This is a genomic window from Flavobacterium sp. HJ-32-4 (assembly GCF_022532105.1).
Classification (GTDB): domain Bacteria; phylum Bacteroidota; class Bacteroidia; order Flavobacteriales; family Flavobacteriaceae; genus Flavobacterium.
Genome location: NZ_CP092832.1, coordinates 1,517,889 through 1,535,454 on the forward strand (window position 1 = coordinate 1,517,889; position 17,566 = coordinate 1,535,454).

The 17,566-nt window shown below is 48.3% G+C and carries 13 protein-coding genes; 10 read left to right on the forward strand and 3 right to left on the reverse strand.

The features are described 5' to 3' along the window. Nucleotides 1-515 precede the first annotated feature (515 nt). The 4 genes from MKO97_RS06080 to hemL are packed head-to-tail and all read left to right on the forward strand — an operon-like array spanning nucleotide 516 to nucleotide 5,425. Nucleotides 516-2,306 carry a T9SS type A sorting domain-containing protein gene (locus MKO97_RS06080; protein ID WP_241105199.1) on the forward strand — a complete coding sequence of 597 codons (1,791 nt, stop codon included), beginning with the start codon at nucleotides 516-518 and terminating at the stop codon, nucleotides 2,304-2,306. 45 nt (nucleotides 2,307-2,351) lie between these two features. Then, a complete protein-coding gene (locus MKO97_RS06085) occupies nucleotides 2,352-3,251 on the forward strand; it encodes a 1-aminocyclopropane-1-carboxylate deaminase/D-cysteine desulfhydrase (protein WP_241105201.1) in 900 nt (299 codons plus the stop codon). Then, nucleotides 3,244-4,122 (forward strand): glucosaminidase domain-containing protein, encoded by an 879-nt coding sequence (locus MKO97_RS06090; protein ID WP_241105202.1) that lies wholly within the window; start codon nucleotides 3,244-3,246, stop codon nucleotides 4,120-4,122. Before MKO97_RS06085 ends, MKO97_RS06090 begins: the two co-directional genes overlap by 8 nt. 16 nt (nucleotides 4,123-4,138) lie before the next feature. Then, nucleotides 4,139-5,425, forward strand: a complete 1,287-nt coding sequence (gene hemL, locus MKO97_RS06095) for a glutamate-1-semialdehyde 2,1-aminomutase (RefSeq protein ID WP_241105204.1) — start codon at nucleotides 4,139-4,141, stop codon at nucleotides 5,423-5,425. A gap of 47 nt (nucleotides 5,426-5,472) precedes the next feature. On the opposite strand, the gene MKO97_RS06100 is transcribed toward hemL, so the two are convergent. Next, on the reverse strand, nucleotides 5,473-5,835 hold the full coding sequence (locus MKO97_RS06100; RefSeq protein WP_241105206.1) for a hypothetical protein: 363 nt from the start codon (nucleotides 5,833-5,835) through the stop codon (nucleotides 5,473-5,475). A 90-nt stretch (nucleotides 5,836-5,925) separates the two neighbouring features. Beyond that, on the reverse strand, nucleotides 5,926-7,635 hold the full coding sequence (gene lysS / locus MKO97_RS06105; protein ID WP_241105207.1) for a lysine--tRNA ligase: 1,710 nt from the start codon (nucleotides 7,633-7,635) through the stop codon (nucleotides 5,926-5,928). A 131-nt stretch (nucleotides 7,636-7,766) separates the two neighbouring features. On the opposite strand from lysS, the gene MKO97_RS06110 reads away from it, so the two are divergent. Further along, entirely contained in the window at nucleotides 7,767-8,498 is a 732-nt protein-coding gene (locus tag MKO97_RS06110) for a hypothetical protein (RefSeq protein WP_241105208.1), read from the forward strand. A 44-nt stretch (nucleotides 8,499-8,542) separates the two neighbouring features. Then, complete coding sequence (gene lipB / locus MKO97_RS06115) at nucleotides 8,543-9,202, forward strand: lipoyl(octanoyl) transferase LipB (RefSeq protein WP_241105210.1); 660 nt, start codon at nucleotides 8,543-8,545, stop codon at nucleotides 9,200-9,202. Here the strand turns inward: lipB and MKO97_RS06120 are convergent. Continuing rightward, nucleotides 9,199-9,807 (reverse strand): ribonuclease HII, encoded by a 609-nt coding sequence (locus tag MKO97_RS06120; protein ID WP_241105509.1) that lies wholly within the window; start codon nucleotides 9,805-9,807, stop codon nucleotides 9,199-9,201. The genes lipB and MKO97_RS06120 overlap by 4 nt on opposite strands. A gap of 119 nt (nucleotides 9,808-9,926) precedes the next feature. Between MKO97_RS06120 and MKO97_RS06125 the strand changes: the two genes are divergently transcribed. The 4 genes from MKO97_RS06125 to MKO97_RS06140 all read left to right on the forward strand — a co-directional run bounded on the left by MKO97_RS06125 (nucleotide 9,927) and on the right by MKO97_RS06140 (nucleotide 17,539). After that, on the forward strand, nucleotides 9,927-11,816 hold the full coding sequence (locus MKO97_RS06125) for a S8 family serine peptidase (RefSeq protein WP_241105212.1): 1,890 nt from the start codon (nucleotides 9,927-9,929) through the stop codon (nucleotides 11,814-11,816). Nucleotides 11,817-12,024: 208 nt separating this feature from the next. Then, nucleotides 12,025-15,129 (forward strand): SusC/RagA family TonB-linked outer membrane protein, encoded by a 3,105-nt coding sequence (locus MKO97_RS06130; RefSeq protein WP_241105214.1) that lies wholly within the window; start codon nucleotides 12,025-12,027, stop codon nucleotides 15,127-15,129. A gap of 11 nt (nucleotides 15,130-15,140) precedes the next feature. Continuing rightward, complete coding sequence (locus MKO97_RS06135; RefSeq protein WP_241105215.1) at nucleotides 15,141-16,667, forward strand: RagB/SusD family nutrient uptake outer membrane protein; 1,527 nt, start codon at nucleotides 15,141-15,143, stop codon at nucleotides 16,665-16,667. A gap of 17 nt (nucleotides 16,668-16,684) precedes the next feature. After that, entirely contained in the window at nucleotides 16,685-17,539 is an 855-nt protein-coding gene (locus tag MKO97_RS06140; protein ID WP_241105217.1) for a Calx-beta domain-containing protein, read from the forward strand. The last annotated feature ends 27 nt before the right edge of the window (nucleotides 17,540-17,566 follow it).

Here is a 17,566-nt window from a genome sequence, read left to right on the forward strand (position 1 = left end):
CCCCTTTTAGAAAGGCATATGTCCACCCGAAGGCAACTTTCGGACAACGTCCGTATAATCTTTGGTGCAGCACGATTTCCGGCGCACATTTGTTCCAGAAAAATGTACGGAGGCCGGGCAAGGTTGCCTTTCGTAAGAAGATAAAAAGGGGAAATATGTCAACAATTAGACAATACGAAGTAAGACAACCATTCAGAGCTACCAATATTGTGATTGGTCGCGATCTAAGATGGTGATCGAAACGTAAACATTGAGGCCAGCATCCTGCGTTTAGTACGCATCTCTTAATCCCCCCTTGTCTTCGTCTGAGATAATTTAAGATTATCGTTTTGGGGCAGACGTAGACACAATTCCTTGCTAGTGGAAAGACGTAGGATCGCGGGCTAATGTAGTATTTTTTTTAATACTGCGTGTAAATCTTTGAAAATTTTGAATAACGACGAAGGCGATGTGTGGTAGAAACGATGCCTACAGGCAAGGTGATGCGCACCGCGTTTTCCTCTAAATGACGAAAGATGAAACGATTCGTTTTGACATGTTGGTTCGCCTTTCAGTTGACTTCCGCTTATAGTCAATTGTATATGACGGGCAGTAGCTATTTGTATGCAGTTAATCAGGTGGTTACGGTATCGCAGCAGGTACAGTTGGGAGCCTCGACTTTTCTATACATGAGAGGTTCCTCTCAATTGATGCAGCGAACCAATGGCGCATCCAGTAATACCGGTTCTGGCGTGTTGTCTGTTTATCAGGAAGGAAGTTCCAACCAATATAAATATAACTATTGGTGCTCACCTGTGGGTGGCACAACGGGTACGGGCAATATTGATTTTGGTGTGACGCAGCTCTCCAGGCCAACTACAACTACGGCCAGCACCGCGGCGGTTATGTTGCCCAATAATGCAAGTGGCCTGGACGGCATCGCCAACCCGCTGAGTATTGCGCCGTATTGGGTGTATAAATTCCTGTCTGGCACCAACTATTCCGAATGGATCGCTGTCGGAAGCGCCTCCACCATCTCCGCGGGTCAGGGGTTCACGATGAAGGGGACATCTGGAACAGACGCCACGGCCATATTGGGCGTAAGTAACAATCCGGGAAGTGCGCAACGCTATGATTTCCGCGGGCGTCCGAACGACGGCACAATTTCAGTCAGTGTAGGTTTGGGAAAGTATACTCTTACCGGCAATCCATATCCGTCAGCTTTGGATCTCAATGCCTTCCTGCTGGATTCGGGTAATACTGCCATAGATGGATCTGCCTATTTTTGGGAGCAAAGTGTCACGCCCAACTCCCACAATCTTAACCAATATGTGGGCGGATATGGTGCATACGTACCCGTGAGCATGGCGTCAACAGGTGTTTACACGGCAGCAACGTTTGCTACTTACAACAATGACGGTTCTGTCAACAACCCGTCGGTCGGAACAGGTACGGCCATTCCGCGTCGTTATTCTCCTATCGGGCAGGGTTTTATGGTAAAAGGGACTAGTAATGGAAGTGTCTCCCTTAAAAATAGTCATCGCACTTTCGTAACGGAAGGCGCTTCCAACAACAGTGTCTTCTCGCGTTCGGCCGCTGCGGCCGCCGCAATTGATAGTGTGGAAGGAGAATCGAATGACACTCTTACAGTGCCCACCCAAATCCGCCTGAATATTTCGTTGGGTAATGGGTTCTCCCGACAAGCTGTATTGATTCTCGAACACACAGCTACCGAAGGCCTTGATCATGGTATGGAGGCGGAGAATGCAGACGATTTCACGACGGATGCAGGATTTTACCTTGACGGGAAAAATTTTGTAATTGATGCCGTACCGTTTTCAGTAAATCGCATAGTGCCCATGGTGGTGAAAGCAGAGGAAGATACAACCATTGGTTTTTCCTTGAGCGAAACCGTTGAGTTTCCGTCGCAGCAGGCTATTTTCATTCATGACACCGCCGACGACTCGTACCACAACTTGCGCGAGTCAGCCTACTTAGTCGACGTGGCCACTGGCGTGGATAGTGAACGATTCAAACTGTGCTTCCAAAATCCGAATATGCTGTCGACCTCGGATGACTCGCTCGCGACCCTAGGGGTATTCCAGAATAACACTTCTAAGCAATTATGGATTGAGAATCCGGCGTCTGATAAAATCCAGTCCGTACGTGTCTTTGATATTGCCGGAAGAGAGGTAATGACGGTCTCAGAGCCTGCCACTGCCACGCAGTTGCGCTACTCTATGGCGCAATTCGCTTCCGGAGCCTATATCGTAAAGATTGATCGGATTGGTAAGAAACCGGTTACCCGCAAAATACTGGTTAAGTAATAAGACGGCTACGGCCGTTTTTTTATTGCGTATTTTTACGCAATCGTGGAAGTATCAACACAACTTATTGCTACCCCTTTTCCAATTACGCTTGCTATTCGACGCGAAGATCTCATCCATCCCGTCGTATCGGGAAACAAATATCGAAAGCTCAAATACAATCTGAAGGATGCCATATCGGTTTGTGCCCGTTTATTGGTGACATTTGGCGGTCCGCACTCCAATCACATCGCGGCGACGGCTTTTGCCGCTCACGAAGCGGGTCTTTCATCGTTGGGACTTATTCGCGGTGAGGAATGGGAAGCCAAGCTATCCGAAAGCCCGACGCTGCAGTTTGCCAGGGAATGCGGTATGGAATTCCGATTTCTTTCAAGGGAAAACTATCGCATGCGTAACGACCCAGCGTTTTCCGATTCCCTCCGCCAGCAATGGCCACATGCCTTGGTATTGCCAGAAGGAGGGACCAACGAATTAGCAGTCACAGGGTGTAGCGAAATACTCGGAACGCAGGATGAGAACTATGACATCATCTGTTGCCCCGTCGGCACCGGTGGCACCATAGCGGGCCTCTCACGCGCCGCGGCACCCCACCAGAAAATCCTCGGATTTCCCGCGCTAAAAGGCGATTTTCTAAAAGAGGATATTCGTAAATTTGCGAACAACGATAATTGGGAACTCGTGACCGGCTATGAATTCGGAGGGTATGCCCAAACGGATGACCGATTGGTGGCCTTTATCAATGCGTTTTATGCCGAAACCGGAATTCCGCTCGACCCTGTCTATACGGGAAAGATGGTTTTCGGCGTTATGAAGGAAATCGCTACCGGACGGTTTGCCGCCGGGACCCGAATTTTGTTGATCCATACAGGTGGCTTACAAGGAGTTACTGCCATGAATGCACGCCTGCAAAAAATGAAACGACCAATACTGACGTTAGATGTATAAAAGAATCGCGTTTTTTCTCAGTCTTCTTACCCTGGTTTCCTGCCACTCTACGAAAAGTGTCGTACGAACGACCAAATCGGTGCCCGCCAAACCGCGAACACATGTGGCAGGAGGTGTTCGAAAGCCGTTACAAAAGCCGTCATCCAATGCTAACAACGGCGCTCCTGCAAGGCGCGATACAGAAACCATCGAGTCGACCTCACGTACCGTGGTGTACAGTGACGTGGTAAACGCCTACGTAGACCAGTTCAAGGAAACAGCTATGGGCAACATGCGGCAGTACGGCATTCCTGCCAGCATCATCCTCGCGCAGGGTATTCTCGAATCGGGTGCTGGAAGAGGGGATCTTGCCCTTTCCGCCAACAATCACTTTGGAATAAAATGCCACAACGACTGGACGGGTGATACGGTTCGCCACGATGACGACTCCGATCAAGAGTGTTTTCGTAAATACAAAGATCCGGCGGAATCCTATCGCGATCATGCCCTGTTTCTAACGGGTCGTAGTCGTTATGCCTCCCTGTTTCAATTGCCGAAGGGGGATTATGAGGCATGGGCGCGTGGACTGAAAAACGCGGGCTATGCGACCGATCCCAAATACCCGGATAAACTCATCGGTTACATCGAGCGCTACAATCTACATCAGTATGACAGCCAGGTATTGGGCGTCGAATTTGTACCGATAAAGAGAGAGGAAGATGTCCGCAAAGATCCAGTAGTATCGACCGAGCAGGGCACGTATGAAGTCCAAAAAGGCGATACACTCTATTCCATTTCAAAGCGGTTTAATCTAACCGTAGAAGAACTTATGACCAAAAATGGGCTTACCGGAAATGCACTTTCGATAGGGCAGAAGCTGCGGGTGCAATAAGCTGAAATCTTACATTATGATATACGAAAGAAGCAGTCGGTTGTTCGCCGACGCGCAACAAGTAATTCCCGGTGGCGTGAATTCACCGGTACGCGCTTTTAAAGGAGTCGGAGGCACTCCTATTTTTATGGAGCGTGCGGAAGGGGCCTACCTTTATGACGCAGACGGTAACCGCCTGATTGACTACATTAACTCCTGGGGCCCCATGATCTTGGGTCATGCCTATCCACCCGTCGTTGAGGCGATAACGGAAAGAGCGAAGCGGGGAACGTCGTTTGGAACCCCCACGGAGCTGGAAACCGAGATTGCCCGTCTGGCGCTGCGGATGGTGCCGGGTATCGATAAAATCCGTTTTGTCAATTCAGGAACGGAAGCGTGTATGAGCGCGGTACGTCTTGCCCGGGGTTTCACCAAACGCGAGAAAATCATCAAGTTTTCAGGATGCTACCACGGCCACTCCGATGCGTTTTTGATTGCCGCCGGCAGCGGAGGCGCCACTTTCGGAGTACCCAATAGCCCTGGCGTGACTCAAGGGACCGCGAAAGACACGTTGTTGGCCACCTATAATAATCTCGCTCATGTCGAAGAGCTCGTGGCTGCAAATTCAGGTGAGATTGCTGCCATTATCGTAGAGCCTGTGGCGGGTAATATGGGATGTATTCCACCTGTGCCGGGTTTTCTGGAAGGACTTCGGGCCGTTTGTGATAAGGAGGGCATTTTGCTCATTTTCGACGAGGTCATGACGGGTTTCCGTTTGGCCCGCGGCGGCGCCCAGGAACTATATGGCGTGACCTCCGACATCGTGTGTTTTGGGAAGGTAATCGGAGGTGGATTACCCGTAGGCGCTTTTGCTGCCCGGGATGAGATCATGTCGTATTTGGCGCCCTTAGGGCCGGTCTACCAGGCAGGTACCCTATCCGGAAATCCGCTGGCGATGGCGGCGGGTCTGGCGATGTTGTCAGCACTGGATGCCGATCCGGATGTGTTTCGACGATTAGAAGAAAAAACCACCTATTTGGGTAATGGCCTGTCCTCTGTACTGAACCATGCGGGCATTGCCCATACAATCAACCAAAAAGGCTCGATGATATCGGTACATTTCGACGCACGTCCGGTAGTGGATTTCGCTTCGGCGGCCAATGGCGACAACGAACGGTTCCGCGTATTTTTCCACGGGATGTTATCGGAAGGTATTTACATTGCCCCATCCGCCTATGAAACGTGGTTCCTGACGGATGCGTTGACTACCGATGACCTTGATTTTACCATCCAAGCGGTGGCAAGAGTAGCGAAGAAGTTATAAAAAAAGTCCGGTAGCAATACCGGACTTTCTATTCTGTTTGCACTAAACTATTCGTGTGTAAGACGATACAACAATTCTTTGTTGGCCCGTAGTTTTGACATCGTCTCTGCATCAAAGGTAGCAGCCATTTTGTGCTCAATTATCGAGGCAATGTACTCTTTACGCTCTGTCGATAAATCACCATTCTCCGTCAACATTTTATATTTCGTCACGAAAAGGCCTTTCATATCGGATTTTTGATTCGGTGTCAATGTGATAAAGTTGCTGAGTTCGGTGACGTTTTTTTCGACTCTTTGGTCAACTGAACTTTTCGGAGTCGACTCGGTCAATCCTTTTGGTTGGGCAGGTCGGGTCTGAGCTGATACGCCCAAACCGACTAATAAGGCAAATGCGACAAATAGTTTTTTCATGCTATGTTTCTTTACAAGTGGTTTAATCGAAGACCAAATCTAACCAATAAAAGTGGAAACGCAAAATGATCCTGCGTAAACGCTCCTTGATCAGGCAATTAAATGGACCGTTTTTTGGTCGCCGTCAACGGTTACCTGGATAAGCTTGTGACCCGATAGCGCTTTCATCGCCGCGTCCCATTTTTTGCCGCTCAATTCCGAACGTGTTTTCAATTCGGCCAATGGACTCACATTGTCAGATGCTTTCAACAGGTCTATAACCAGTTTTTCATCTGCGGATAGTTCGATCTGTACCTGCTTTTTCTCAGGACGCATTTGCGGGAAGAACAACACTTCCTGAATTGATGCATTGTTCGTAAGGAACATGATTAGGCGATCCATACCAATTCCAAGTCCTGATGTCGGCGGCATACCATATTCAAGTGCGCGCAGGAAGTCATTGTCGATAAACTGCGTGGCCTCAAGGTCACCGCGTTCGGCCAGGGCCAATTGGGCCTCAAAGCGCTCGCGTTGGTCAATCGGGTCGTTCAGTTCCGAGTAGGCATTGGCGATTTCCTTGCCACATACCATGAGTTCGAAGCGCTCGGTCAGTTCGGGATGGTCGCGGTGTTGTTTGCACAGCGGCGACATCTCTTTTGGATAGTCCGTGATAAAGGTCGGCTGGATAAAATGTCCTTCGCATTTCGCGCCGAAAATCTCGTCGATCAGTTTTCCTTTCCCCATGGTCGCATCTACTTCGATACCCATAGACTTGGCTGCTTCAAAGATTTCGTGCTCCGATTTCCCAGTGATGTCGAATCCGGTGAACTGAAGGATCGCATCGGTCATCGAAATGCGTTGGTAAGGCGCCTTGAAATCGACCGTATGTTCACCAAAGGTCGCCACCGTCGTTCCGTTTACTGCCATCGCACAGTGCTCGAGCAAACGCTCGGTGAAATCCATCATCCAGTGGTAATCTTTGTAGGCCACATAGATTTCCATCGCTGTAAACTCCGGGTTGTGGGTGCGGTCCATCCCTTCATTTCGGAAGTTCTTGGAAAACTCATATACACCATCGAAGCCCCCTACAATCAGGCGCTTGAGATACAATTCGTTGGCAATCCGCATGTAGAGCGGCACGTCGAGCGCATTGTGATGCGTGACGAAAGGACGTGCAGCCGCACCGCCCGGTATGGGCTGTAGAATCGGCGTCTCGACTTCCAGGTAGCCACGGTCATTAAAAAACGAGCGCATGGCATTGAAGAGGCGTGTGCGTTTGAGGAAGGTTTCTTTTACATGATCATTGACCGTAAGGTCGACATATCGCCGCCGGTACCGTTGTTCCGGGTCGGCGAACGCGTCATGGACCTTGCCGTCGGCGTCTGTTTTGACGATCGGAAGCGGGCGCAGCGCCTTGGCCAGCAATTGTAGCTCGGTTACGTGAACTGAGACTTCGCCGACCTGTGTTTTGAAAACCGTTCCTTTCACACCGATGAAATCACCGATGTCAAGCAGTTTTTTGAACACGACATTGTAGGCCGTTTTCTCTTCGTCGTTCGAAATATCATCGCGCGAGATGTAAATCTGCACCCGCCCTTCGGCATCTTTCAGTTCGGCAAACGATGCCTTACCCATGATCCGTTTACCCATCAACCGTCCGGCAAGCACGACTTCCTTCCCGTCAAACGCGTCGAATTGTTCGATGATGGTGCGGGAATGTGCAGTTACGTTGAATTCAGCGGCGGGATACGGCTCGATGCCGAGGGCCCGAAGTTCCTGGAGTGCCTCGCGGCGCCCGATTTCCTGTTCGGATAAGGCCATGACAGATTTTTTAAGGCTGCAAAGATACGGCGTCGGTAGAAATGTTGCAACCGCTTGTTTAGCGCGATATCTCGTGTCGGAGTCGATGGTTGGTGCTGCCAAAAAAAGCTACCTTTGTAAAAAGAAATCGTATGAAAAAAGGGTTCCTATTGCTGGGGGTCGCGCTGCTGATAGTGTCATGTCAGGTAGTGGAAAATATTGATATAAAGGAAGATGGAAGCGGTTCGATCCGTTATGATATCGATGCCTCGCAGATGATGCAAATGGCAGGCGATCAGGTAGAGCAATCGCTGAAGAGCGAAATGGGTGAGGTGCGCGATACCGTCATCGACTTCAGTTCGCTCGCCACGATGATGAAAGACAGTCTCGCTAAAATGACGGTAGAGGAAAAACAGTCATTTGAGGTGTTGAAAAGGTTAAAGCTGGGCATGCATATGGATCCCCAAAAGAAAGAGCTTGCCCTTAAAATGGACATGGCATTCGGTTCCGTTTCGGAGTTGCGGGATATGATGGAGCTTCTCAAGAAAACCCAGGAATTGAAAAACGGGAGCACTCCAACGGTAGGTGGAGGAGATTATCAGGAACTCTCCTATTCGTATGACGGCCGCAAGTTTGGCCGAAAGGTAACTATTACCAACAAGGATGCCTTTGCTAAAGCGAAAGATTCGCTAGGCGGGGTGATGGCGCTGTTCGGGAGTTCAAACTATACATTGAAATACCATTTCCCGAAAAAAGTCAAATCGGTTTCAGATAAAAAAGCTGTTATTAGCGACGACCGTCGTACAGTGACGATGCCATATGGACTGTCAGAGTATATGGGGAACCCGGAGGCAATGAGCCTCGAGATTGTTTTAGAGAAATGATTACTGTCTCCAATCGCGATGTGATCTTTCGGGATCTTGGTCACATGGACTATCAGGAAGCCTGGGATCTGCAAGAGCAACTGTTTTCGGAGATTGTGGCTCGGAAGACGGCCAATCGTTCGGGTTTAGAAGTGGCACCTACGCCTAATTACCTGCTGTTTGTAGAACATCCCCACGTCTATACGTTGGGGAAAAGCGGCGACCTCTCGAATTTGCTGCTCAACGAATCACAGTTGGCAGCGAAAGGTGCACGTTTCTATAAAATCAACCGAGGTGGCGACATTACGTACCATGGTCCGGGACAATTGGTCGGATATCCCATTCTCGATCTGGAGAATTTTTTTACGGACATCCACAAATACCTGCGCTTATTGGAAGAAGCGATTATACTTACGCTGGGCGACTACGGTTTGAAAGGTGTCCGGAGTCCGGGGGAAACCGGCGTCTGGCTGGATGTAGGTACTCCGTTTGCGCGAAAGATATGTGCCATGGGTGTTCGCGCCTCTCGTTGGGTCACAATGCATGGTTTTGCACTGAATGTCAACGCCGATCTCGGGTATTTCGATAACATCATCCCCTGCGGCATCCGCGGCAAAGGCGTTACCTCTTTACACGTTGAACTGGGAAGGACGTTGGACCTGTCGGAAGTAGCAGGGAAGGTGAAAAAGCACTTTGCAACGCTTTTCGACGCACAGATTGTTTAATCACCGAAGCCGAACTCGAGTTGTTCCTCCGGAAGTAGGCGAAACGATTGCCGATGGTACGTGCAGGGTCCGTGAAGGCGGATAGCGTCTCGATGGGCAGGTGTTGGATAGCCTTTGTTTTGGTTCCACTTATACATCGGGAATTCTTCGTGCAGCCGGGCCATATAATCATCCCGATAGGTTTTGGCTAGTACGGAAGCTGCCGCAATGCTGAGGTATTTTCCGTCACCTTTTACGATACAACTATGCGGAATGCCATCAACCGAACGAAAGCGGTTGCCGTCTACTATTATATACTCAGGCGTCGGGGTGAGTTTTCGGACACATTCCTGCATGGCCTTGATCGAAGCGTTCAGGATGTTGATTTCATCCACAACGAGGTGGTCGAGGTGTGTTACGGAAAAGGAGATAGCCGCACTTTCTATGATGGGGCGTAAGGCGTAGCGTTCTTTTTCTGTAAGTTGTTTAGAATCGTTTAACCATTCGTGTGTGAAGTCGCGCGGAAGAATAACCGCAGCCGCGGTAACCGGGCCTGCAAGACAGCCCCGTCCGGCCTCATCGGTTCCGGCCTCGAACGCGCATTCTGAAAAAGAGGGCAGTAGCATCATCGTAAAAGGCAAATGTAGGTAAATGCAACGTATGTATACGATGCGTTAAAAATAAGCCGTTGCAACATCGCATTTGATTAATTCATAAATTAGCACGCTAATACCAATTTTTGGATATGAAAAAGAAATATACACTTGCCATGCTTGTTCTGATTCCTTTCCTCGGAATGGCCCAGACGGTAAAGCAGCGTCAGGAGATCGTCTCGCACTACGATTTGGAGGCGCTCAGACAAATGAAAGAACAGTTCGAGTCGGATTTCTACCAGAACTATAACAAGGCGCTCGAGTTGGCGCGCATCAACGGATGGCCACTACGTATTGAAAAACCGAACGGAGGATTTTCCGAATTGCAGGGCGTAACGGAGGACGGTCGACCGTTATATTACACGACGGATAACTTAGGCGTTATCAATACCAGTAGGGCCAACCACCTTCATCCGGGAGGTTCGCTGGGGCTCAGTCTCACCGGACTTGATATGTTCGCTGGTGTATGGGATGGGGACCATCCACGTACTACCCACAACGATTTCGGAGATCGAATTTTTGAATTCGACAATGATCCTACTACCGGATTTCACGCGACCCACGTTACGGGAACAATCATTAGTTCGGGTGCAAGCAGCGCTACCGGTAAAGGAGTGGCCTACCAGGCTACGGCTTGGGTGTGTGATTGGACAAATGACGTCGCGGAAATGACCAGCACGGCCAGTCAGGGAATGTTGCTTTCAAACCACTCGTATGGACTCGACGCGGGCAGTGGCAATAATTTTCCGGAGTCCTATTTTGGTGCCTACATAAGCGCTTCCAAACAGCTAGATGATTTGATGTATGCGGCTCCCTTTTATCAAGTGGTGGTTTCTGCGGGCAACGATCGTTCGCAACCGCAGACCATCAACCCTGATAAAGGTGGGCATGATTTGATAACGAAATGGGCTACTGCAAAAAATGCAATAGTAGTTGCAGCTATTAACAATATTACCAATTACACGAGTCCGACCCAAGCGGTAATGTCGTCTTTTAGCAGTTGGGGTCCCACAGACGATAACCGCGTAAAACCTGACATCAGCACAAAAGGAGTCAATGTCAACTCTACCAGTAACACTTCTGATACCGCTTATGCACAGAGCAGTGGAACATCTATGGCGTCGCCGGGGGTCACGGGAGCGTTATTGCTGTTGCAGCAGCATTATTCTAATTTGAATGCCGGTACCTTTATGCGTGCGGCTACACTTCGCGGATTGATGATACACACGGCGAGTGAGGCGGGTGAGTATGACGGTCCTGATTCGCGATTTGGCTGGGGCGTAATCGATGCCCGTAATGCTGCAAAAGCAATTACGGCTACCACGCAACAAAAAGCCATTATTTCGGAACTTACCCTCAACCAAGGCGCAACGTATACGAGATCGGTCACCGTAGATGGTACAGGTCCTCTGGTCGCGACCATTTGTTGGACTGATAAAGGGGGAGTGGTGAACAATTCGGTTGTGGATTTGGTGAATTCACCGTTGGTAAATGATCTTGACATACGTATCACACAAGATAATAATACCTATTTCCCATGGCGCTTGAACGATATAGTGGACGATCCATCCGTGCAGGAAGACAACTCAGTGGATAATGTCGAAAAAGTTGAAGTAAAGAATCCTTCTGGAACGTATACTATAACCGTTACGCACAAAGACAATTTGGTAACGGGAAGCCAGAAATTCTCGCTTATCGTTACGGGGATCGATTTGGCGTTGGGCGTCGAGCAGGACGTTTTCGCTACATTTGACTTATGGCCAAATCCGGTTGCGGATGAGCTGAATGTGGCGGTATCTGACGTTGCAGAAGATCTTTCGGTTGCGATTTTTGATATGCAGGGAAAAAGGCTGATTAATCAAACATTCGAATCCGCGGCGGGGAAAGCGCGTATCGATGTGTCGGGCTTGTCATCGGGTATTTACTTTGTGAAAGTACTTCAGGGTACTAAGGAAGCCGTGCGGAAGTTTGTTAAAAAATAACTTTAACGTCACAATTTCATAAAAATAGGGAAGAGGAAGCAACCTCTTCCCTATTTTTTTATCTCTTAGGGTGAGGAGCAGTTATTAATGAAGTATTAATGTTTTTGCAGAAACTACCGTAAATCTTGGGGTTTTCCGCTGTTAAAAATTTGTTATATTAAAAATAATTGATAGTTTTGCGCCTTTAACTAACTCAAATAAATTCTGTATGAAATCAAAGTTAAATTGGATTATGACGCTGTTCATGGCGTTCTTTATTCAAGTGGCCTTTGCTCAAGAGAAAACGGTTTCAGGTACCGTTACGGATGATTCCGGTGAGGGCCTTCCAGGCGTGAGCGTGGTGGTGCAGGGTACTTCAAAAGGTACGCAGACAGACTTCGAGGGTAAATACTCTCTGAAAGTCGCTGTTGGTGATAAGCTCACCTTCTCGTTTTTAGGAATGGATCCGCAGACTGTCACGGTCGGAGCGTCCAATTCTATCTCGGTTCAATTGAAGACATCGGCTCGTCAGTTGATTGAGGTTGTAGTGGAAGGTTACAACATTACACGTCCAAAAACTAAATCTAACGTCGCCGTTACTACCGTTAGTGCGGCAACAATCGAGCAACGTCCAAACGCTTCATTCATCCAGACGCTGCAATCGCAGGTAGCTGGTTTGAACATCGCGACAGGCAGCGGGCAGCCAGGTGGAAACAGTTTGGTTATCCTTCGTGGTGTAGCGTCGCTAAATGGAAAGATTGAGCCGCTTTACGTAATAGATGGAGTTCCGCTTAATGCAGATAACTTCCGTAGTTTGAACCCAGACGATATCGCATCAGTTTCTGTACTGAAGGATGCGGCGGCAACGGCGAAGTACGGTAACCGCGGTTCGAACGGTGTTATTGTAGTAACTACCAAAAAAGGTAGCTATGAATCTAATTTGTCCATCAAGTATAACGTGACGACTGGTTTTTCAAAGTTCCAGGGTAACGATTACAATATGATGAATTCCCGTCAGATACTTACGCTCGAGCGTGAGCGCGGCGACGGGTTGGGTGCTAGTGGTGGACTTGGGAACATCCCGCTTACGGATGCTCAGATAGCCTCGTATGGCAGCACCAACTGGAACAACTATTTCTTTCGTACCGGATACTCGCAGAACCACACGTTGAGCCTGACAAGCGGTAGCAAAACGCTCGCTTCGTTTACTTCATTTGGTTTCTTCGATCAACAGGGTATCCTTCGTAACACAGACCTTAATAGGTTCACATTCCGCAACAACCTTACTGGTCGTAGCGCAAATGAGAAGTTCAATTATTCGACTAATATTACCATTAACTTCTCACGCCGAAATGAAGCGACTTCGGTTGGTACTGGTGGGGTTAACCAAAACTATCTTGTCGGTGCCAACAACGGTCTTCCGTATATCTCTCCTGATATGTGGGTAAGTGGTCAGCAGACTTTTGTTGACTATCAGACCGACACGATTTTTGATCCAGATTTGACAGATGCTGTCAATGGTCCTTTGGCCGGAACCTTAGCATACACTCCGTTGTTCCTCGTGGATAAATTGAAATCATTCTCAAATGAGATTGATGAACTCAAAGGTGTGGCTTATTTTGAAGCGTCATATAAAATAGCTAAACACTTCACTCTTGGGTTGAATTCAGGTCTCGACTACACCCAACAAACCGCTACTGTATTTCAAGATCCTGAGGCATTTAACTCCTTCGTTTTTCAGAACGCGGCCGAAGCGATTGGTTTCCAGACGCAAACGTTCCAACGTGACGCGGCGTTTAACACGAATACCAGTCTGAACTATAACAGATCATGGGGTAAACATACACTAGATGTTACGGCATTCACGGAGTATTATAAAACTCACTTCAATTCATTTAGTTACACCCAGAACGGTCTTGATCCAAAGCAGTCATTTCCAGGAGGTGGCTCGGGTTACGTTGCAGACACGGAGAATGATGATTTCAATGTGCCGACGGTCGGGGCTACGAAGTTGGAGGGTGGACTTTTCTCGTATTTCGCAGTTGCTGACTATGATTATGACGGACGATTTGGTTTAGGTGGTACCGTTCGTCGGGATGCGTCATCGCGTTTTGCCAACTCCAACCGTTGGGGTACCTTCTGGTCGGTAAGCGGTCGTTGGAATCTTGACAAAGAAGCGTTCCTACAGGGTTCATTCGTCAATAAGTTGAAACTACGAGCTTCTTATGGTACCAATGGTAACCAAGATATCTCGAATGGAACTTATCTTGCGTTGAACAATACCCGAAACTTGTATACTGTTGCTCCGTTGTATCAAAACGCGTCTGGTTTAGCACCGACTAACCCTGCTAACCCGAACCTCAAGTGGGAGACCGTTACGCAAACCAACATCGGTACCGACTTTGAAATGTTTGGTAGTCGCTTGGTGGGTACCGTTGATTGGTATTACAAGAAAACTACAGATCTGTTCCTCGACCTCACACCGCCACTAAGCAGTGGTTGGTCTACGTACGCAGGAAACTTCGGTAATATGTGGAACCGCGGTCTCGAGGTAACGTTGTCTTATGATCTGGTTCGTCCGGCTGATTCAAACCCTGAAGGTTTGAGTGTTAAGTTGCGTTTCAATGGTTCGCGTAACATCAACCGTATTGGAGACATCGCAACGGCTAGTGGACTTATCGACAATGGTCTTTCTGTTGTTCAGGAAGGGCGTGTCCTCAACGAGTGGTTCCTGGTGCGTTACGCAGGTGTAAACCCGGCTACCGGTAACCTTTTGTTTTACAACAAGGACGGTGAGTTGACTGAAAATCCAGATGGTGCCGCTGATCGTGTGCTAACAGGTAAATCATCGATACCTGTGTACCAGGGAGGCTTCGGTGCTGACATTGATTATCATAATTTCTACGTCTCTGCCCAGTTCTCTTACGTAGCCGACATTTGGCGTTATGATTACGACTTGCAGGGTGTTCAGGATCCAACCGACATAGGTGTGTTCAACAAGTCGACAGACATCCTTCGGGCTTGGACGCCAGATAATCGCATAACCGACATGCCGTCGCTTACTGCTACAAACCTGTCGCTTGACGGAGACTCTGATCGTTATTTGAAGGATGCGTCTTATGTTCGTCTCCGTTATTTCACAGTTGGATATAACTTCCCTAAGCGTTTTCTTGATAAGACTTTCCTCAAGAACTTGAAAGTTTTCGCTCAGGCTGAGAACTTGGTGACCTGGTCAAAGTGGAGGGGTTGGGATGCCGAGAGTACACGTGGATCTGACCAATATCAATATCCTACCCCAAAGATTATTTCACTTGGTGCACAGATTGAATTTTAAAAAGAAAGAAAATGAAAAAGTTTAAAGTAACTATTTTGGCTTTGATGGGGTTGGCCTTTGTTTCGTGCCAGGACGCCGTCGATATCGTGCAGGGCGGGGAACTATATCCTGAGACCGCTTTTCAGACAGTAGATGATCTTCAGCTGGGACTTGTTGGTGTTTATGGAGTGATGCCCGGTGAAACGGAAATAGGTTTCAATGCTATTTTTACGGATGAGGTTCGGATCGGTTATGCCAATGGTGGCCAAGGCCTTATCCAGGGTGAGTATGGATTTATCCTCAATACCAATTCAGGTGATGCTGCCTCTATTTGGTTCTCGTATTATCGTATGTTGATGTTTACGAATCGTGTGCTTGAAGCTGCCGGAACCATTGTGCCAAGTGGTGATGATGAGACGGCTCAGTACAAAGATGTTATTGCGCAATTACACATTCTTAGAGCATGGGCGCATTTCAAATTGTTGTGCTACTTCTCTACCGATTTGACTGACGACAATGCGCTAGGTGTTATCTTAGGAGATCACCCGATTGCGGTTACTGGCGAGTACTTGCCACGTGTAACGAACGGGGAAGTTTTTGCTTTGATCAACTCTGATCTTGACTATGTCACAGATTTAACATCAAATGCAGACAATGCGGATAATAAGTTCATCTCTCCGGATTTCGTGAAGGCGTTTCGCGCTCGTATGGCCGCTTTCAGAGGTGATTACGCTACCGTTCTTACCTTGACCAATGAGCTGATAGCTGATTATCCTTTGACGCAGCGCGGCACGGGTACATCACCTGCTGGTCCGGCTACAGTAACTTCGGCGAATTCAAATTACATGAAATTGTGGGCTGACTTGGATATTACCAACGGAAGCGATGAAATCATTTTTAAGCTCGATCGCGTTTTGGGCGATTCGGAAGTAGGTGGTATTTTCGCTTCAGTAAACGCTACTGCCGACGGTTCTCCATTCTATGAGATGAGCACAGACTTGTTCAATCTGCTGAATGTACCTGGCGACGTTCGTTTTAATGCATTTGTTCACCCTACAAGTACAAACAGTCCTGACCTTCCGAACAATGGTGTGTACGCTATCGGGAAATACACAGGTTCTGCTGGTATTGCGTTACTGAATGACCTCAAAGTTTTCCGCACATCTGAAATGGTGTTTCTGAAAGCCGAGGCACAGGCTGCTACCGGTGATTTGGTGGGTGTTGCAGCCACACTACAGACCATCAACGCAGCACGTTTCCGTAACAATGCGCCGGTTATCGCTGTACCTGCAACTGCACAGGCGGCGTATGCCGAGATTTTGAAACAACGGAGAATCGAGCTTTGTTTCGAAGGACACCGCTATCTTGACCTCAAGCGTCTGGGTGCACGCGCAGGTGTTGACATCGTTCGTAATCCGCTTGACTGTGCCATCAACGGGGCATGTACGTTGAGCACAAGCGACTATCGATTCACTATGCCGATTCCTTCCTCCGAATTGTCTGCTAACCCTACAGTTCGTTCACAACAGAATCCTGGTTACTCGGTTACTGGTAATTAATAAAATGCTATATTAAGATGAAAAAGTTTCTAATTAAATCCTGTCTGGTAGCGCTGTTCACAGCGTCGCTGGTTAGCTGCGAGGAAGATCGCGTAATCTATTCTGGTGGCGATTTCGTTACCTTTGAAAATGGTGGGGAAGAGCGTCTCAGCGTGTTTGAAAATGCTGGAACGGTCACTGTTCCCGTACACCTTTCCGTACCTCGTTCTGAGGACGTGACAGTAAACCTTTCCACTACAAATGGAGAGGCAGTGAGCGGAACAGACTTTAATCTGGTTACGACCACCGTGACCATTCCCGCCGGCGAAACCGAAGCTGTAGCAAGTTTCAGCATTGTCGATAACACTGATTTTGGCGAGGCTAAAACGTTTGTGCTTTCTATCTCTGGAACGTCGGCTCCTGACATTATTCTTGGTCTTTCCGGGGATATAGGAACCTACCAAAAGACGGTTAGCATAGTGAATGACGACTGTCCGTCTAAATATACTATTTGGGTAGGTGATCTGGATGTAGAGGATGTTGGTTACGGAATTACTCCGGGTACGGGAGCCGTCACACCGGAAGGAACCTGCGACATTCTTCGTGTAGATAACAATCTCGGTGGCGTTCCAGCGATGATCGCGGGTACTACATTCGATTTGTTGTTCACTCCAGACTTCGACGGTGCCACTACGGGTACTGTAGAGGTTAAGCCAACTTATACCCGTATGTCTGGTGCTAACTTCGTGACCTATTCAGCGATCGGCGTTTACGACGAGGACACTCAGACCATCACACTGGATTACTCAGTTGATGCTCGTAGTGGCTCAGCAAATGGACCGATTTTGGGTACGTTCTGGACAGGAAGTAATGTCATTACGCCTGCACAGTAAGCTGCGCATGTTTGATAAAAAGGACCC